13 protein-coding genes and 1 tRNA gene are annotated in these 19595 nt (G+C 58.1%); 1 reads left to right on the top strand and 13 read right to left on the bottom strand.

Annotated elements, in window-relative coordinates:
* Nucleotides 1-85 precede the first annotated feature (85 nt).
* The 11 genes from ACTQ1S_RS08330 to pstB form a co-directional block, all read right to left on the bottom strand.
* Nucleotides 86-1069: a DMT family transporter gene (locus ACTQ1S_RS08330; RefSeq protein ID WP_441547492.1), complete on the bottom strand. Its 984-nt coding sequence runs from the start codon at nucleotides 1067-1069 to the stop codon at nucleotides 86-88.
* Nucleotides 1070-1408: 339 nt separating this feature from the next.
* Nucleotides 1409-3598 (bottom strand): YhgE/Pip family protein, encoded by a 2190-nt coding sequence (locus ACTQ1S_RS08325; RefSeq protein WP_441064064.1) that lies wholly within the window; start codon nucleotides 3596-3598, stop codon nucleotides 1409-1411.
* Nucleotides 3599-6373, bottom strand: coding sequence for a YhgE/Pip family protein (locus ACTQ1S_RS08320; RefSeq protein ID WP_441547491.1), 2775 nt, complete (start codon nucleotides 6371-6373; stop codon nucleotides 3599-3601). It abuts the gene before it with no gap.
* Nucleotides 6374-6835: 462 nt separating this feature from the next.
* The gene (gene htpG / locus ACTQ1S_RS08315) at nucleotides 6836-8860 is read right to left on the bottom strand and encodes a molecular chaperone HtpG (protein WP_441547490.1); all 2025 of its coding nucleotides are present in this window, start codon (nucleotides 8858-8860) and stop codon (nucleotides 6836-6838) included.
* A 202-nt stretch (nucleotides 8861-9062) separates the two neighbouring features.
* Nucleotides 9063-9563 carry a GNAT family N-acetyltransferase gene (locus ACTQ1S_RS08310; RefSeq protein WP_427795298.1) on the bottom strand — a complete coding sequence of 167 codons (501 nt, stop codon included), beginning with the start codon at nucleotides 9561-9563 and terminating at the stop codon, nucleotides 9063-9065.
* Nucleotides 9564-9602: 39 nt separating this feature from the next.
* The gene (locus ACTQ1S_RS08305; protein ID WP_441057096.1) at nucleotides 9603-10253 is read right to left on the bottom strand and encodes a tyrosine-protein phosphatase; all 651 of its coding nucleotides are present in this window, start codon (nucleotides 10251-10253) and stop codon (nucleotides 9603-9605) included.
* 17 nt (nucleotides 10254-10270) lie between these two features.
* Nucleotides 10271-11008 (bottom strand): CpsD/CapB family tyrosine-protein kinase, encoded by a 738-nt coding sequence (locus ACTQ1S_RS08300; RefSeq protein WP_441057094.1) that lies wholly within the window; start codon nucleotides 11006-11008, stop codon nucleotides 10271-10273.
* A gap of 2 nt (nucleotides 11009-11010) precedes the next feature.
* Nucleotides 11011-11667: a YveK family protein gene (locus ACTQ1S_RS08295; RefSeq protein ID WP_349074521.1), complete on the bottom strand. Its 657-nt coding sequence runs from the start codon at nucleotides 11665-11667 to the stop codon at nucleotides 11011-11013.
* Nucleotides 11668-11845: 178 nt separating this feature from the next.
* On the bottom strand, nucleotides 11846-13270 hold the full coding sequence (locus ACTQ1S_RS08290; protein WP_441064068.1) for a sensor histidine kinase: 1425 nt from the start codon (nucleotides 13268-13270) through the stop codon (nucleotides 11846-11848).
* Between the two features lie 3 nt (nucleotides 13271-13273).
* On the bottom strand, nucleotides 13274-14002 hold the full coding sequence (locus tag ACTQ1S_RS08285; RefSeq protein ID WP_154517679.1) for a response regulator transcription factor: 729 nt from the start codon (nucleotides 14000-14002) through the stop codon (nucleotides 13274-13276).
* A 64-nt stretch (nucleotides 14003-14066) separates the two neighbouring features.
* On the bottom strand, nucleotides 14067-14942 hold the full coding sequence (gene pstB, locus ACTQ1S_RS08280) for a phosphate ABC transporter ATP-binding protein PstB (RefSeq protein ID WP_441547489.1): 876 nt from the start codon (nucleotides 14940-14942) through the stop codon (nucleotides 14067-14069).
* A 251-nt stretch (nucleotides 14943-15193) separates the two neighbouring features.
* Between pstB and ACTQ1S_RS08275 the strand changes: the two genes are divergently transcribed.
* Nucleotides 15194-16534 (top strand): D-alanyl-D-alanine carboxypeptidase family protein, encoded by a 1341-nt coding sequence (locus tag ACTQ1S_RS08275; RefSeq protein ID WP_441064070.1) that lies wholly within the window; start codon nucleotides 15194-15196, stop codon nucleotides 16532-16534.
* A 133-nt stretch (nucleotides 16535-16667) separates the two neighbouring features.
* On the opposite strand, the gene ACTQ1S_RS08270 is transcribed toward ACTQ1S_RS08275, so the two are convergent.
* Nucleotides 16668-16758, bottom strand: a tRNA-Ser gene (locus ACTQ1S_RS08270).
* A gap of 96 nt (nucleotides 16759-16854) precedes the next feature.
* Nucleotides 16855-19041 (bottom strand): tetratricopeptide repeat protein, encoded by a 2187-nt coding sequence (locus ACTQ1S_RS08265; protein WP_441064071.1) that lies wholly within the window; start codon nucleotides 19039-19041, stop codon nucleotides 16855-16857.
* Between the last annotated feature and the right edge of the window lie 554 nt (nucleotides 19042-19595).

The raw sequence follows: 19595 nt of genomic DNA, 5'->3' as shown, positions 1-19595 counted from the left end.
TATGATGTCCAGCATCCCGTCCCCGTCTCTTCGATGTTGATGTTTGGCGACATTCATCTTAGGGCGGGGACGGGACATTATTACGTCAACGCTGGTCTAACGGAGAGTTACGCAAAAAGTCAAAGTGCGTCTCGCTCAAGATAATCGACAGGAAGATGAGCGCAAAGCCGGCAAGCAAACGCGAGGTGAGCACCTCCCCCATCAGCAGCACCGAGAACAGCACGCCCGATGGCGACTCCATCGAAAGCAGTAGTGAGCCCGTCGAGGCCGGGACATGCGCCAAGCCCACGTTTTGGATGAGCAAACCCACGCATGTGCAGCCTACCGAGAGAAATGCCATCACGCCAATAAAGCTCGGCGTCCACACGGATAAAGGCGCCTGGGTCTCGAACGGCAGCGAAGAGATCAGGCACAGCACACCGTTGCCCGCAAACATCCAAAACGTGATGACGTTGATGTCCATCTTGCGACCGTACTTAGCGGCCACCGCCATCTGGATGGCAAAGAAGACCGCGCCGCCCAGCGTAATAACATCGCCGACATTGAACTCGACGCTATCAAGCGCCACCAAGCCAATGCCCGCCAGACACAGCAACGCGGCACCCAAGTTGTAACGGGTAAGTTTTTCGCCGCTTAGGACATAGCTCGCAAACGGAACCAAGATGCAGTACGTGCCCGTCAAAAACGCGCTTTTGCCTGCCGTGGTCTGCGCCAGACCAATCGTCTGCAAACCGTAGGCACCCCACATGAGCACGCCCATGCCAAGTCCAACAATCAGATTTCGAGCGTTGAAATGGGCAACAATGCGCTTGTGGAAGACGGCAAGCATGACCAGCGACGCCGGAAGAAAGCGAATGTAGAGCAGCTCGAACACCGGAATGGTATCGAGCGCGTCCTTCATGGTGGTAAAGGAATAGCCCCAGATGACCGCTATCGAAAGCAGCGAGACCTTCCAGAACAGCGGCGAGCGCGCACCGGCACCGCGAGAGGCACCGCCGGCACCCAGGTCTTCGCGGGCCACAGGGCTATCGGGCATATTTTCGATTTCAATAACGGCATGATGAGCCATAGGGCATCCTCGCGCTCGGTCTGGGCGTGGTGTCCGCACGCGCGCGACCGCATGCCGCCTCATGGTCAAATAAAAACGGGACGCGCCGGACCCCCGGCACGCCCCGCAACTGTAGCAACAATCAAGCAGCCCACGCAATTCAGCCCACTAAAGCGTTTTGTTCCGCCGTTCTACCGAACGGCGGACCGGCCGACGCTGCGCGAGCCGCATTCACGCCAATCTGACGTTCAATTTCAAGGGCGCGACCAGAAGGTCAGCGCCCTTTCATTTCACGTCACCTTGGCGCAAATGCGGCTCGCTCGCTGGCATTAGTGCTACATCAGCGTTAACGTTGCCGCACTAAATTAGCTTTGTCGACTCCAGCTTTTCGATAATCCAGTCGTTGGCTTTGATGACCGGACGACGGAAGACCACGCCCAGGGCCAGCGACGGAATCAGATAGCTCGCCAGAATACCCAGCTCAACCCAGTACTCCATATGGTAGGCGCCAGCCATGGCGGCATGCATGGCGTTGATGCCATGGGTAAACGGCAGGAACGGATAGATCGCCTGGAACACGGGGCCGGTCATCTCGATGGGGAATGTGCCGCCCGAGCCACCGACCTGCATGACCAACAGCACGACAGCGAGGGCCTTGCCGATATCGCCAAACGAAACCGTAAGCGTGTAGACGATATTGGAGAACACGAGACTCGCGATCCAGCCCGCCAACACAAACTGCAGCGGGTTGTCGCACTGGATTCCAAAGAACAAGATATCGCCGGCGCACACGAGCGTTGCCTGCAGCAAGGCCAGACCGCCAAAGAACAGATAACGGCCCAGGTAGATCTCGTGCAGGCGTACGGGGATGAGCTCGTTGATGAGCTCATCGTCGACCGAGACCTTCATCATGGCCGCCAGTACGATCGAGCCAACCCAGAGCGACAGAATCGTGTAGAACGGTGCCATGGCCGAACCGTAGTTGCGGATCGGATAGACCGGCTTGCGATCGAGCGCAACGGGGCCGGAAAGCGACACGGCCAAACCCTCGGGATCGTTGCCGATCATCGTCTTGATCGTCGCAAGATCATCTGACATAAGGGCACCGTCGAGCTCGTCCTTAAACGCGCTGATCTTGTCCGACGCCTCGCCCAGCTGATCGGAAGCCTTGTTGACCAGCTTTGCAGCCTTGGAGAGGCCCTTTGCCAGCGAACCGGATGCGTCGGTCAGGCCATCTACGGCGCTATCCAGATCGCCCGAGATACCATCGAGCGAGTCTAGAATGCCCGAGACGGTCTTCTTGAGCTCCTTGGCCTTAACCGAGAACGTGGAATCGTAATCGGATTTGGCGCCCGCGATGCCGGCCTTGGCATCGGCGATGGCCTGGTCGACCAAGGCACGCGAGTTGATGACCTCGGCCATGCTGCCGGAGAGAGACTCCTCGGTCGCCGTCAGGTCCTTCGCATTGTTGCGGTACTCATCGGCGATTCCGCCCAGCGACGTCGCGGCGGACTTGAGGCCGTCCTTCAAATTCTCATCGCTCACCTGGTCGGCAAGTCTGCAGAGTTGATCGGCCATCGCATCGATATCCTTGGCGCGCGCATTGAGGGCCTTGGCGGCAGCATCGAGTTGGGACACCGTAAGATTGACATGCTGGTTTGCAGCATCGAATGCATTTTCGAGCTCGGTGGAAACGTTATCGAACGAACCCGCGCTCCCATCAATAGCGGCATCGATCGCATCGCTGGCGGACTTGAGCGCTTGCTCGGAATCGGCAATACCGCTCTCGGCATGCCGCATGAGCTGCTTCACCGACTCCTCGGTCGATCCGGACTGCTTGAGCATACCGCTCGCCGACGTCAGCGAATCGGACGTGGAGCTCAAAATGCCCGCAAGCGACGTTGCGCTGGCCTGAATGTCCTGCAAGCCCTGGACCGAATCGCCCAGCGTCGAGGACAGGTTGGCGATAAAGTTGCTCACCTGGTCGGTGCTCATGTAATCGAGCAGGCTGGACACCGTCTTAAGGCCGATGGTCGTGATGGTCTTGGTAAAGGTCTCATTGACTTGGCTCTGGACGGCGCTCGAGCCCTTCTCGGTCACGATCTGCGCGATGGCGTTGGCCTTCTGGTTCTCGTAGAACTCGATATCGGCATGCTTCACCTCAGTCGAGAAAAGCGTCATCATGTCGGCGCTAAACGTTTTAGGGATAACGACGGCAGCGTAGTACGCGCCCGACTTAACGCCCTCGATCGCCTTATCGCGGTCGTTGAGGACAACCCAGTCGAAGTTCTCGTTGCCGCGCAGGGTGGCGGTTACGTTTTCGCCCACGTTGACCTCGACGGGGATCAGATCGCTCTCGTAGCCCTCATCGGTATTGACCACGGCAATCTTAAGGTTGCCGGTATTGCCGTAGGGATCCCAGCTGCCGGCGATGTTAAACCACGCGTACAGGCACGGCACGATAATGAGGCCCATCACGACGACCATGCCGATCACGGAGCGAGACACGTTTTGGACATCGCGCTTAAACAGGTGCAGGATGTTTTTCATTTATGCCTCACCTCCTTTAGAGTGCTTGCCAAGCGGGGTGGTGTCCCCGTCGTTTCCGTTTACGTTGTCAACGCCGTCGGCATCTTGAGCCTTACGATGCGCACCGATATGCGGCAGACGGCTCGTGGGCTGTTCGCTGTCCTTGGTGCCCCGCTCGCTGGCGTTGAGACCAAACATGCGACGGGCGGCGGGGATGGCAGCCGTGTGCTCGCGCATCTCGCGGCGCAGGTCCTCGTCCGAAAGCGCCGAGATACGCATCTGGGTATTGAGGCTCGCGCGGATGTACTCGATGTTGATGAGCCAGCCACAGATGGCGATAACCGAAATGATCCAGATAACGAGCAGGATGATCTTGCCGTTATTGTCGATATCGAGCACCGTCGACAGGACAAAGAGCAGGACCTGCACGCCTACCACGGCGGCAAAACCGCCCTTGATGTAGTACGGGTAGCGATGCTCAAAGGCGACCGCATGATCGAGCAGTTCGCGACGGTACGAATCGGAATCGAGCATGACACGCATGGCCGTGCGCAGCGAGTAGCGCTGGCGCGGCAGGTCGTTGGACTCGCAAATCATCATACCGGTCGTGGAAAGCTGTTTATCAAAGAGCAGATTGAGGTTGAGCAGCAACGGGCGCAGCTGCAGACCGATAAAGAGCGCCACGATCAAGAACACGCCCAGGATGCACAGGTTAAACAGGTAGTTGAACGAATACATGCCGCCGACGGTCTCGCGCAGCAGGTTGATGCCATAGGTGAAGGGCAGCAGCGGGTGCAGCCACTGGAAGAAGCCGGGCATCATCTCGATGGGATACATGCCCGACGAGCCGGGGATCTGCACAATGACGAGGATGACGCCAATGGCTTTGCCGATATGCTTAAAGGTAGTGGACAGCGCATAGATGATGTTGACGTAGGTGAACGAGATAGCGATGCCGCCCAGCACAAAGAGCAGCGGATTGACGCACTGAACGCCAATGACCAGATCGCCCACCGTAACGATGATGGCCTGGAACGCGCCCAGGATCACCAGGAGCAACCAGCGACCAAAGTAGCCCTGACGCGCGGTAAAGCTGCCGATGCCTTCACGGTCGACCTCGAGCTTGTAGATGGCGATGAGCACATAGCCGCCTACCCACAGCGCCAGATTGGTGTAGAAGGGCGCGATGCCCGAGCCAAAGCTCTTGACCGGATAGATTGACTTGGACGTCAGCTCAACCGGAGATGCCATGAAATCTGCCACGTCATCGACGTCGACGTCCATGAGGCCGGCCAACTCGCCCATAGACTCAAAGGTCTGCAGCGCCGCAATGTCATTGGCGGCGGTCGCGAGCTTGTCCTGAACCTTGGCAAGCGAGGCATCGGTCTGGGACAGTGTGGTCTTGGCCTGTTTGAGCGTCGCATCGAGTTGGGCCAGCGTGCCACGCGCGCTCGCAATCGTGGGCGTAAGACCCGATACGATGCCGGTCAGGTCGCCCGAAACGGCGGCGAAGGAGTCCAGAGCGCTCGAAGCCTTCGGCAGCGCGTTCTGCCCCAGATCCGTCTGAGCCTGATTCATGTTGGTCGTACCGGTTTTGATCGCAATGTCGATAGCATCGCTGGCGCCCGAGACAGCCAAAGCGTCATTCGCAATAGCGTTTGACTGATCGGAGAGATTATTCTTGACGGCCTGAAGGCTCTCAATTTGCCCTCGAAGCATATCAATCGCAGACGCGATCAGCGCATTAACTTCTTCCGAGCCCGTCGGCGCGCTGTCGGCCAGCTTCTGCAGACTCTCGATAAGAGTCTTGTTATGGTCGATCGTCGCCTGAAGCGATTCGCGCGAGTTGTCGATGCGGGTGGTTGTGGACGTCAAAGCACCCGTCATCTTTCCGACCGCGGTGTACGCGGAAGCCGACGTCTTGCTCAACGCGGCGCTGCCCTCCGAGAGCGCCTTGGAAAGCGAGGTGATGGACTTGCCAGCCGTGGTGCGAGCTTCGCCCAGCAGATCATTACCCTGAGCGATTGCCTGCGTTAGCGAAGGCGCCTGTCCCTGCAGGCCCGCCAACGCAGCATCGGCCGAAGCAATCGAGCTGCTTGTCTTATCGATGGCGGCATTCATGTCGCCAATCGAACCACGCACCTCGCCCAAGGTATCGGATGCTTCGGACACCGAACTTGCCAGCGAATCCTGGGTCTGGGTTGCCTTGTCCTTTAAATCGACTCCGGCATCCTTGGCGATACCGGCAACGGTCTCGCCCGCCGTGGAGACAAATTCCGAGTTGATCTGCTCCTCGATGGTGTTGGCACCGGTGTCGGTAACCTTGGGCGCAATAGCGCTCTTCTTCTCATTGACGTAGTACGTAAGCTTGGGCTGATGGTAGTTGCCGTCGAGCATCGAAACCAGGTTATCCGAGAAGTTCTTGGGGATTACGATGGCCGCATAGTACTCACCGCTCTCAACGCCCTCTTTGGCATCGGCCGCCGAATCGACGAAGGTCCAGCCCAGCCGATCGTTCTCCTTGAGCTGATCGACGACCTTATCGCCCGCGTTGAGCTCGCCCACCAAGTCGTTTTGGGTGCCCTGATCGTTGTTGGCGATGGCAATCTTGATACCCTGGGTGTTTCCGTACGGATCCCAGTTGGCAACGATGTTGTACCAGGCATACAGCGAGGGAATAACGCACACGCCGAGGGTAACCACCAGGGCGACGGGGTTCACGATCAATCGCTTGATGTCGCGTTTAAAGATTGCAAAGGAAACCTTTGCATCGGATAGTTTGCTGCCGAGACTCACGCTTGGACCATCCATCCTGTCGTTGAATCGAATCGTACTATCGATAACCATTGTACGAAGGCGCTTTAGCGTCTCAGGGCACAATGGTATTGAGTTTTGCGGGTAGCAATATACTACGAAGATGAGTTAACGTACAGTTGTACAGTATCTTAAATTCCCGCAGCTCCCAAAACCACAACCCGCACAAATTAGCAACCCAACTAGTCGTTGGGGACGTTCTTTAGTCATTAGGAACGTTCTTAAACGACTAGTCAAACAAGAACGTCCCCAACGACTAGTTTGGACCACGGTAACGTCGATGTTTTGGCAATGCCAGCGAGCGGGCACCAGAGCGAACAAATTGGCATGAAAAGAGGACGGCATAGACCTTCTGGTCATGCCGTCCTCTTTGAATGACAAGTTGTCGCTCTGGTGCCCGCGCAGCGTCGACCGGTCCGCCGTTCGGCAGAACGGCGGAACCAATTACATAAGCTCGCAGACAGCCGCCGCGAAGGCAACGGGGTCCTCGGGCAAAATACCCTCGACGAGCAGGGCCTGGTCATAGAGCAGGCCGGAGTACTGCTTGATCTTGTCGGCGTCGCCCGCCTTCTGGGCAGCGACGAGCTTGGCAAAGACCGGGTGCTTGGCGTTGAGCTCGAGCACACGCTGGCTCTTGGGCATACCGTCGGGCGCACCCTCGGGACCCTTCTGAAGCACCTTCTCCATCTCGAGCGAAAGCGGACCCTCGGTGGTGATGCACGCGGGAGCATCGGTCAGGCGCGCAGAGACGGCGACCTTCTCGACCTTGTCACCGAGTGCCTCCTTCATGGCGCTAAAGAGGTCCTCGTTCTCCTTAGTGGCGTCCTCGGCCTCCTTCTTCTCGTCCTCGGTCGCCAGGTCAAGATCGCCGGTAGCGACATTCTTGAGCTCCAGGTGACGATCCTCGACCTCGGGCTCGGCACCGTCGGCAACAGCCTTCTCGGCAGCCTCGCGGGCAGCGTCGTCCTCGTAGATCTTGGGCATATCGACGGCAACGTACTCACGCATAGCCTGGAACGTGAACTCATCTACATCCTGCGTCAGCAGCAGCACGTCATAGCCGCGGTCGAGTACGCCCTTTACCACGGGCATCTTGGTCAAGCGCTCACGCGAGTCGCCGGCGGCGTAGTAGATGGCCTTCTGATCTTCGGGCATGCCCTTGGCATACTCGGCCAGGGTAATCATCTTCTGCTCCTTGGCAGACCAGAACAGCAGCAGGTCGGCGAGCTCATCGGCCTTCATGCCATAGCTCGAATAGATGCCGTACTTAAGGCCACGGCCAAAGTTCTCAAAGAACTTCTCGTAGGCCTCGCGGTCGTTGTCACGCATATCCTCAAGGTCGGCGGTAATCTTCTTTTCCACACGCTTGGCGATAGCCTTGAGCTGACGGTTCTGCTGCAGCGTCTCGCGCGAGATGTTGAGCGACACGTCGGCGGAATCCACGACGCCGCGGACAAAGTTATAGTAGTCGGGAAGCAGGTCGTCGCACTTCTCCATGATCAGGACGTTGGAGCTGTAGAGCGCCAGGCCCTTTTCGTAGTCCTTGCTGTACAAATCGAACGGCGCGCGGCCCGGCACAAACAGCAGGGCGTCGTACTCGAGCGTACCCTCGGCGTGGAAGCTGATGGTGCGCGCAGGATCGTCAAAGTCGTGGAACGTAGACTTGTAGAACTCGTCATAGTCCTTCTGCTCAACATCGGAGCTGCGCTTCTTCCAGATCGGCGTCATGGAGTTAACGGTCTCGAGCTCCTGGTAGTCCTCGTACTCGGGCTTGTAATCCTCCGGCGCGTCCTCGGGCTTGGGTTTCTGGCGGCTCTTGGAGACCATCATTTGGATTGGGTAGCGCACATAGTTGCTGTACTGCTGAATCAGGCTCTTGAGGCCCCACTCGGTCAGGAAGCGATCGTAGGTCCCGGCCTCGCCATCGGCGTCGAGCTTCTCGTTCTCGCGCAGCGTCAGGATGACATCGGTGCCGTGCTCGGCGCGCTCGCCGTCCTCGATGGTATAGCCCTCAAGACCGTCGGATTCCCACACATGGGCGACATCCTCGCCATAAGCGCGGCTGACCACCTTCACGTGGCTGGCGACCATAAAGGCCGAGTAGAAGCCCACGCCAAACTGACCGATGATGTCGACATCCGAACCCTGCTGCTCGGCGTTCTCGGTCTTAAACTCCTCGGAGCCGGAATGGGCAATGGTGCCCAGGTTGCGCTCGAGCTCCTCGGCGGTCATGCCAATGCCGTTATCCGAGATGGTAATGGTGCGGGCGTCTTTATCAAAGGAGACGCGAATAGCCAGGTCGCCCTGGTCGAGCTTGACGCTCGGATCCTGCAGGCTCTTAAAGTTGAGCTTGTCGACGGCGTCGCTCGCGTTAGAGATAAGCTCGCGCAGGAAGATTTCCTTGTTGGTGTAGATGGAGTTGATCATGAGGTCGAGCAACTTTTTGCTCTCGGTCTTAAATTGACGCATGTGCAGTCCTTTCGCGCTACCCCCGTCCGCAAAAACAGCTCGGTTGCCCGAGCCGTATCGCAGACCTGCTATGTTCAGACTTAGATTTTATAACCCATTAGCGCGCATATATACATGCGGAATCGAAAAACTGTATGTCCGAACACTCCGATGCGCCAATTGCCAAGGAGTGTCCCCAACTGCCGACAGAAAAGGAACGTCCCTATCTGCCATCTACGCGCTTGGCCATCCAGGCATGGGGTTGGCCCTCGTCTTCGTAGTCAACCGGGGCAATTTGTGTGTAGCCAGCCTTTTCATAGAGCGGCAACACGTATTCCTGCGCGTGCAGCTTAATAAGTTTAGCGCCGGCATCGCGTGCGCATGTATCGCTGGCCTCGACGATCGCGCTTGCCAACCCGCGACGACGCATAGCCGGCAGCACGGCGACGCGCCCCATAATGTAGGTCTCCCCCGCGGCGACGCCTTCGTCCAAGTCGCACGCCGGTGGCACCGGAGCCTCCGCATCTGCCGCGCGCTCCAGCTCCTCGGGAAACACGCGCGAGCAGCCGGTGAGTTGGCCATCCACATACAGCGTCACATGGATGCAGCCCGGGTCCTCGTCAATCTGGTCAAACTCGTTTTCATAGCCTTGTTCGTCCATAAAAACGGCGCGGCGCACCAGCGCCGCGTCCTCAAAGCAACCTGTCTTAAGTTGGATATCCAAGGCGGCCCCTTCATTCAGTAAGAACGTTAGGGACAGATTTTAGCGAAAATGAGCCCCGCGCACACTAAACTTCGCACGCGCTTTTGCCAGGCAATCGTAGTGGCCCACGTTATGGGCGTCACTCGCGATAAAGCTGTACAGATTTTGCTCGAACAGACGCTGCGCCGGCTTTTTCTCGCGACCAAAGCGCCCACCCGCAATAAAGTCGGCAGAAGCCTGCAGCTTACAGCCCATGTCGACCAGACGCTCGGCCACACTCACATCCTTTTGAACAGCGCGATATCGCTCGGGATGGGCGATGATCACCTGGTAGCCGCGGCATTGCAAATCGTAAATCGTACTCTCGTACTCTCTAAACGCATAGGAATCAGCATGCGTCGAAAGCTCGAGCAGGAACTCGTTGGTTCCATCGAAATGCAGGTACTCCGCAGCGTCGATGCCCAGCTCGACGAGCTTTCGGTGGTTGACCTCAAAGCCCATCTGAAGCGGAAAACCATCTGCGTTATCCCGCAATAGCTCAAAGGCATCCCACATCTTGTCGTAGTCAAAATAGGGATCTCGGCAATGCGGGGTGCAGACAATTCTGGTTACGCCAGCCTGCTTGGCAGCTGCAAGCATCGCCAAGCTCTCATCAAGATCGGCAGCGCCGTCGTCTACACCCGGCAAGATATGACAATGAATGTCGCGCATAGGTCGGCCTTAATCAACTAAACGTTTGCCCGGTTGGTAAAGATGCCCATTTTAGAAGCACCCTGAGCAGCGGAACCGTTCTTTACCTTCTTACCTTCCTTGGTGTAGTAAGAATAGTAATACTCGCTGGTCTCGGTCTCGCAGTAATTCATAACGGTACCGATGAGCTTGACCTTCTCGGACTTCTTAAGCTGAGCGATGGCGTTGAGCGCCTCCTCGCGCTTGGTGAAGTCTTCGCGCACCACAAACAGCGTGCCGTCAGTCAGGCTGGCGATCTCGGCAGCATCGATGAAGGTGCCGACCGGGGGAGCATCAAAGATGACGTACTGGAACTTGGCGGACAGTGCCTTTACCAGCTTGGCAAAGCGGTGAGAGACGATGATGTCGGCAGGATTGGGAATATGCGGCTCGGCATCGAGGAAGTAGAAGTTCTTCTGACCCGTCTCGACAATCGCCTGGTCAATAGAAACCTGCTCGGAAAGGACTGCGTAGAGTCCGCCGCGGGAGCGGACGCCGAGCATATCGGCAAGGGACCTGCGACGCATATCAGCCTCGACCAGCAGGACGCTCTTGCCGCTGGTGGCGATAGCCTGGGCAAGGTTGATGGAAACCGTAGACTTACCCTCGTTGGGAATCGAGGACGTGACGGTAATGGTGCGAATGGGATCATCCACGCTCGCAAAGCGGATGTTGGCCAGAAGGGTCTTGGCGGCATTCTGTACAACGAGCTTATCGGTGTTCTTTGCCTTAGCCATGCCTATTTACCACCTTTCATAGCCGGAATTCGGCCAACAACGGGAATGCCCAGGAGCTCTTCTGCCTCTTCTGCACCGCGGATGCGGGTATTGAGCATGTCTGCCAAAACGACATAGGCAACTGCGATAAAGATGCCCGCGAGGAACGCGACAGCAACGTACAGCATACGCTTGGGACCGCTGGGGGCTTCGGGGGTCTTAGCCTCGTCGATAACGTTGATGCTCTGGGCAGCGCCGACGTTCTGAGCGACCGTACTCACCGAGCTAGCTATGGCCTTTGCGACCTCAGCCGTCTCCTTGGCATCGGTGCCGGTAACCGAAAGCGTAATGACACGCGTGGTGGTCTCGGAGGAAACAGACACCTTGTAGTCATCCAGATCGGTGAGGCCCAGTTCCTTGGCGGCGCCGCTCTTAACGCTATCGCTATCCAGCAGCGTGGCGATATCGTTGGAAAGCATCTGGCTCGCCGAGAGATCGTTGTAGCTCATCTGACCGCTATCGTCGGTCTTGGCGAGAATGTACATGCTCGTCGTCGCGGTATAGGTGTTGTCCATCGCAACGAAGGACACGATGCCCATGGCGATCGCGCAGACCACCGGAAGGGTGATGACCAGCTTGAGGTGCTTTTTGAGCAGCTGGAACAATTCGAGAAGGGTCATGCAGCTTGCCTTTCAGTTCCCGAGTTCGTATTGACAAAACTGCTCGTATAATATCGCATATTTCTACCATGCCCAAGCTCTATACATAAGATACAGCGTCCGCGTGTAAGTTGCGCAACAATTCACGCGGTAGCGGAGGCGCGGGCGTACCGTCTAATCCTCGGTTTTTGCTATGCCGCTACGCGAACGGTCCCTCTTGTTGCACGGGAAACGTTACCGTAATGGTGGTTCCCACGCCCGGCTCACTCGACAGGTCAATCGCGGCGTGATGGTACAGAGCGGCGTGTTTGACGATCGCCAAACCCAGGCCGGTTCCGCCACGCGCCTTAGAACGACTCTTGTCCACGCGATAAAAACGCTCGAACACTTTACCCTGCTCCTCGGGCGCAATACCGATACCCGTATCGGCAACAGACAGGTACGGATGACCCTCGTCATTGGTCCCGCAGCGCAGCGTGACCGTACCGCCAGGTCGGTTGTAGCGAATGGCGTTGCTTGCAAGGTTGTAGATCAGCTCGTCAATCAGGCGCGGCACGCCTTCGATCACCATGGGCTTCGTCTCGTGCCCAATGGTCACATTCGACTGCCGGGCAACTTGCTCAAGACGCTGTTCCACCGTCAAAATGGCGCGAGAGAGCTCGATGGGTTCTGTGGACCCAATGGGCACCGCCTCGCCCTCGGATGCTCGCTCCGCCTCGTCCAAGTTGGAAAGCGTAAGAATGTCGTTGACGAGCGCTGCCAGGCGGCCCGCCTCGCGATAGATGCGGCCACCAAAGTTGCGCAAGTCGTCCTCGCCCTCAACCATGCCGTTTGCAATAAGCTCGGCATAGCCCGAAATCGCGGTAAGCGGGGTCTTGAGCTCATGGGTGATATTGGCCGTGAACTCGCGGCGCATTCGGTCGTTGTCCGCTAGCACCGCCATTTGGCGCTTGAGTTCCTGGCGCTGCGACTCGATACGCTCAAGCATGGGGACCATCTCGGCATAGGCGTGCTCATAGCTACGGCGTGGGTGGTCCAAATCTACCTCTTGCAACGGCGCGATGATTGCACGGGACTCGCGGCGCGCCATAAAAAACGAGAGTATTGCACCCGCTGCTGCGATAAGCAGCATCGGCGCCACCATCGACAGCAAAATCGCCGCAACGCCAGGCTGGGCTTGCGCCAAGCGGACAACCTGGCCGTTATCAAGGGCGACGGCGCGATACAGCATAATCTCGTCGAGCGTAGAGCTTGCGCGCTCCGCGGAACCCAAACCACTCTCAAAGGCCTCGATGACCTCGGGGCGATCGCCATGGTTGGGCAGTGAGGAAGGCGACGCCTCGTTGTCGTAGGCAACCGATCCATCCTTGTTAATCAGCGTAATGCGCAAGTCCTCGCGATCGAGGCTACGCAAGAACGGGATGGGCTCCTGCTGTTCGTCGAGGGCGGCAGCAATGAGCTCGGTTTCCTGCGCCAGATTGGCACTCGTGGCATCCGCCAAGGTGTTTTGCACAAAGAACGCACCCAGCACCGTAAACGCCACGATAACCGCCATGGCGCAAACAAAGATCGTCACAAAAACGCGGTGCGACAGCGTATGTTTTCCCTGGGGGGCGAAGACCACGGGCTACTCCTCCGATGCGGTGGCCGCGGTGTCGTCACCTTCGGCACCGTCACCGGCAGAAGGCTCGGCCAAGCGGTAGCCCACGCCGCGCACGGTCTCGATGGCGCTGGCATGCTCGCCCAGTTTTTGGCGAAGCGTCTGAACGTGCACGTCAACGGTGCGCGAACCGCCGTCGAAGTCCCAGCCCCACACGCTCTGCAGCAACGACTCGCGGGTAAAGACCACGCCGGGCTTGCGCATGAGGTACTCGAGCAGGTCGAACTCGCGCAGGGTGAGCTTAAGCGGCTCGCCGGCAACGGTCACCTCGCGATGGCTGGGCGAAAGCACGATATCGCCCACGCTGAGCACATCGCTCGCCTGCTTGACCATGCCGCCGCGACGCAGCAGTGCGCGGCAGCGGCTCGCAAGCTCCATGAGCGAAAACGGCTTAGTCAGATAATCGTCGGCACCGCCATCGAGCGCCATCACCTTGTCGAGCTCGGTATCCTTGGCGGTAAGCATCATGATGGGCACCGTCTCCGTCAGGCGATCGGCACGCAGGCGACGCATAATCGCCAAGCCATCGGTATCGGGCAGCATGATATCGAGCAGCACAGCATCGGGCACCCGTCGCGCCACGGCAGCCTTAAACTCACCGTCGCACGAAAAGCCTTCGGCCTCGATCCCCTGCTTGCGCAGCGCATAGACCGTCAAATCCCTGATGTTGTCATCGTCCTCGACGTAATAGATCATGTTGAACCCCTTTGCGGCCGGCATGACCGCATCTTAATCCTAAAGGTACCTTTACTAGATGGTATCAGCCAAAACGGCCCGTCAAATAATCCGCCGTACGCGGGTCGGTAGGATTTTTGAAAAGCTGAGCGGTGGGCGCGTGCTCCACCAACTCACCTAGCAAGAAAAACGCGACGGAATCGGATATGCGCGCCGCCTGCTGCATATTGTGTGTAACGACCACGAGCGTGCAGGTCTCTTTGAGCTCGCAGGCCAGCTGCTCCACCACGAGCGTCGACACGGGATCGAGCGCCGAGGTCGGCTCGTCCATCAGCAGAATATCGGGCTGCACGGCAAGCGCACGGGCGATGCACAAACGTTGCTGCTGTCCGCCCGAAAGCCTCAGACCAGACTCCTTGAGTTTGTCCTTGACTTCGTCCCACAGGGCAGCGCGGCGCAGGGAATCCTCGACCAGCTCATCCAGCACAGCGCGATCGCGCACACCCATACCGCGGGGGCCATAGGCGACGTTGTCGTAGATGCTCATGGGAAACGGGTTGGGGCGCTGGAACACCATGCCCACGCGCTGACGAAGGCGGCAGATGTCGTAATCGCCCAGGATATCTTGACCATCGAGCGCAATCTTGCCCTCGATGCGGCAGTCCTTGATGCCGTCGTTCATGCGGTTAAAGCAACGCAGCAACGTCGACTTGCCGCAGCCCGAAGGACCGATAAACGAGGTAATCTGCTTGTCGCGGATCTTGATGGACACATCCTTAAGCGCGTGGTGATCTCCATAGAACAGGTCGAGGCCCTCGACATCGATGCGCGTCGGCGAGGCGGCAAGGTCCTCTGCCGTGGGGCGAGTCGCATCCCCAACTTCGCGCTCATGCGCGACCTCGGCCTGCGCTTCCATTAGCTCCTCGAGCTCCGTGGGCCCCACAGCCGCAGCAGCCGTCATACCGCATACCTCCACATCGATATCAAATCAGCAGTATCGATAGTAAAAATCGCAGCTCATATATGCGTGAGGGTATTGTCAAGTATTTGTAAGGACCTCCTCGATACGCGACGGGCAATCATATCGACCGTGCACACCCAAGCGTCCGCTCAGACACGAAGATAAACCGCACGCGCCAAACCCCAAGCGGCACAGCCGGTAAACGATATACTCTAGAGCCAAAGGAGACCATCCCGTCGAAAGCGAAATCAGTGAAGCATCTTACCCCTCTTGTAAAGCGTTCCGCGCAGCTGACCGTTGGCCTTGCCTGCGCCGTCGCCCTTGTCGCCGGTATTCCGTCCGTCGCCGGCGCCCAAGTGCTCACGACCGATAACATCTGCGGCAAAGCCGCCGATGCACGCGGCATTGCAGCCGAAGACCTGCCCGATATCGATGCCTCCAATGCGTTTGTCATGGGTAAAAACGGCTCCGTCTACTATGCCCGTAGCGCCGACGAGCAAGTCAAAATCGCCTCGATCACCAAGGTCATGACTGCAATCCTCGCGGTCGAGAACTGCAAAATGGACGAGAAAATCACCGTGAGCAACGCGGCGGCAACCGTAGGCAACTCGACCGCGGGACTCCTCGAAGGCGACGAGCTCACCGTCGAGCAAGCGCTGCGCGGCCTGATGATCCCCTCGGGCAACGACGCCGCCATCGCGCTTGCCGAACACGTGGGCAAAAAACTTGACCCCAAGACCAAAGATGCCGTCGCTACGTTTGTAAAAGCCATGAACGAGCAGGCCAAGAAGCTCGGCTGCACGGGAACGCTCTTCGAGAACCCGCACGGGCTGGATTTTGACGAATGGGCCGGCGATATGCATTCAACCGCACACGATGTGGCATTGATGATGCAAGAGGCCATGAAGGACGACACGATTCGCGAAGTCATGGCGAGCAAAGATCCCTGGATCGAAGTGACGGGCGCCGACGGCTCCGATCATTCGCATTCCATGGAAACGCACAATGTTTTATTGGACCAAGACGGCAATATCGGCGGTAAGACCGGCACCACCGACGATGCCGGATACTGCTTTGCAAGCGCCTACAATCGCGATGGCGACGAGATCTATACCGTTGTCTTGAACTCCAGCACCACCGACCAGCGTTTTGCCGATACGGCCACACTTGCTAGTTGGTATTACGACCACAAGGTAACGGTCGAAATCGCCAATACGCAAAAGAAGACCGCCAACGGAAATCCGCTGATGGCACGTGTCAGTCAAACCGACTGGACAGACAAAACGATCGACGCCACGCTTGCCGACCCCACCGCGCAGGCAACGGTGTTCTCACTCGCCGGCGAAGTGACCGAAAAGGTTAGCTACGATGACCTTTCGGGCACGGTGCATGTTGGCGATAAGGTGGGCAGCGTTACGCTTAAGCAGGACGGCACCAAGATTGCCGTCATGGACCTGGTTGCCGACGAGGAAGGAACGGGGCCCAATCCCATCGAGTGGCTGCTCGTGAAGCTCGACCGCCTGGGCCGCCGCATCGACAACCGCCCGCTCACAGCCGAGAGCGAGACCGTAGCCAAGGCTCCTGAGGTGTAGGGCCAAAGCGATATCACATCGAACCAAATGAGGCGTCCAACGGGGCGCCTCATTTTTTGAGGGTTCGAATCCCCAGTTAACATTCTTCTAATCAAAAAAGGGCCCCAAATGGGACCCTTCTTTCAAGTCATACTGGCGGAGAGCTGGGGATTCGAACCCCAGATGCCCTTTTGGGGCATACTCGCTTAGCAGGCGAGCACCTTCGGCCTCTCGGTCAGCTCTCCGTAACAGCCGTTCCATAGTAACCAAACACTCGAATCCGGGCAAGGGGAAATTTTGATAATTGGCCGGCAGGCTTTCCTCCCCCATAAATCAAACCCCTATCCCAACGACCGGCTGAGGGATCCGAGCTCATCGTTTCCCATCGTGCGCCACATTTGGAAGATGCAGACGCGTGCCAGGAAAAAGAAACCGTTATCGACCAGCTGCACAGCAGCGTCTGCCAGCTGGTTGGACACGGCGGGCACCGGCGGCAGTTCGAGCCCGGCCTTACTGATGGTCTCAACCGCTTCCTCGAACGTCGGTGGCTCATTGACACCCATCTCGTTCATAAGGCCCTGCATTTCCTCCAGTGCGTTGCTACCCGACTCCTCGCCGCGCGGTACCAAGCGGTAGCACGCCAACGCCAGCTGGAGCTGATCGCAGTTCCAGTAGGCAAACGCTAGGCGATAGAACAGGTAGCCGATTGCGGAACGGTCACTGGCAATGCGCAGGCCGTGGCGCGCCACCTCAATGACCTCGTCATAGCGCTCCAGACGCGCCAGCACGTTGATGAGTGCAAAGTGTGATTGCATGGATGAGCGCGCCAGATCGTAAAGATGACGCACCTCGGGCAATGCCCGCTCAAAATCCTCCTGATCGGCGTAAAAGCTGCAAATCTCATGCTGGGCAAAGTACAGCGCATCGGGAGCGCGCAAAATACGAACGGAGCGGTCTTCCTCCATTACCGGCAGCACCATACGCACCAGTTGGTTGTCGCAAAACAGCGTCTGGACCGGTCCTGTCGCCAAAAGCTCGGCAACGGCGCACTTGGCCTCCAGCTCCTCAACAAGACGGGAAAAGCCCTCAAACGCACCCGCGCGGTCGACTTTTGCCCGCTCGCGCAACTCAGCGACGCGCGCCACATACGGGTCATCGCCCTCCTCCATAACCTCAAGCTCATCAGCCGTATCGGCAAGCAGCAGGTCGCGCAACGCCGGCGGCAGCGAACGGTGGTCGTCACGCGGGCGAGCATGAACCTCAGCGGGCTCAATCGCATCCGGCGCGTCCGACTCATATGCCTCAAGCATGCGCTTGCACGGCATATCATCCATATCCATACTTTCAAAATTCTTAGCGGCGGGAACGCAATTGGCCAGATAAGCCGCACGCCCAAAGGAATATGTTGCAATGATGCGCTCGCCCCGCTCGCCATCGGGAGCCGCAATCTGAACGTAGCAGCGCGTAATGCTGGCACCGGCAGCAAAACAAGCCGCTGCTAGCGTGAGCGCCACGCGCGCATCGTGCTCGGTGGCCCATGCTGCGCGCTTAGGCTCATCCACCTCGCGCCAGGCATCATCTTGAGCATCGTATTCGCGCTGCGGCATAGCATCGACAACCGTTCGGCCAAATCGAACCAGCATGATGCCCTCGGCGACGTTCGCCCGATAGGTGTAGTCGAGCCGCGTGACCACGTTGAGTGCTTCTACGATACGTGCAAAGCGGGTGCGAACGTCCCACTCGCCGCCTGGCTGGCAAGCTACCGTACCCGGTTTGGCCCACGGGTTGTCATTCGACAGCGTTTCGAGCAGGCGAGGAACGTCGTTTGTCGTCTTGCTGATATGCCATAGGTCAAAGAGCGAGCAGCCCTCAAAGCTTGGCGACGAGGCAACGGGGCCCAACCCTGCCCCAATACGCTCAAGGATGCCGGAGAGGCGGTTAAGACGACACTCGATAGCAAGCAGCATGTCAATCTCGTCTTGGTCCAGCAGGCTACGATCAAAATTGAGATAGAACAGCTTTGAGCGGTCGATACGCGCTAGGCCCATCTCGGACTTGGCAGCGATGGTGCGCAGTCGGGGCAAATCGACCTCGCTCATAAGGGCGGCGGCATAACGCTCGATACCGCTCGGATTATCGGCATGGTCAACGCGGTAGAGCAGCGTCTCGATAGCATCGGGGAGCGGTGCCGTGTTAAAGCCCAAAAACACCTCGACCGGCTCGGGCAACTTTACGAGTTTGATCTTGTTGGCGGTGTTTTTTATACCCTCATCAAGCTCGTCGGCAGGTACCGTGTTCGCAAGAGCGTTGTTGGGGTCGGCAAATATCACGTAGCGCAAGAACATCGAGGCCATAAACTCGCCATAAGGGAGAGCACGGCTCGAATTCCATGTCTCGTGGTCGGACTGCTCACGCATGGGCCCTTCGGGAGAGCCGGCCGTTCGCGCACAAGCGCGCATTGCACCGTTGGCTCCCCGCACCAAAATCTCGCCAACACTGGAATCGGACTCGTCAAGGACCAATTTCATATCGGGGTTCTTGGGCAATGGCACTTTCTGAACAGGGCCGTCAACCTTATAGACCTCACCTGACACGCTCACGTAGCCCAAAAGCGATATGTGGCTTTTGCCTACGAATTCGACGACGTAGCAAGACTCTTTAGGATCCTCGCCAAAAACTTTCCAGACAACACCATACGAGCGCCCCGCGGGTTGCTCTGGCATCGATGGAAAACGCTTTTTGGGGTCGAGAAACCTGAGCTTGTATGTCGGACGCTCTGCCACGAAATATCACCCTGATCGGTCGTATAGCGAAGGAGTGGTCACGGACGGACCGCGACATCTACTCGGAATCTTACACGAGTCGATAAGAAATAGTCTCCCGCGGGCGGAGGCGCACGATTCCAGTCGAGTGTCTGGGGTCGAATGGCGGCGTAAAAGAAAAGCCCCCGTTGCCGGAGGCTTCAAGTTCGATTGGTGCGGCGTATAGGATTCCGCGCATCCGCTTCGCGGATCCGCACCGGCTTCGCCCGCCTGCCGGCGCGCTCGCCCGCTCGCTAAAAACGCTCCGCGTTTTCTTTACG

The organism is Collinsella sp. LCP21S3_D3, from assembly GCF_052118305.1.
Lineage (GTDB): Bacteria > Actinomycetota > Coriobacteriia > Coriobacteriales > Coriobacteriaceae > Collinsella.
The sequence above is the reverse complement of the archived record's forward strand: the minus strand, read 5'-3'. Positions and strand labels throughout refer to the sequence as shown.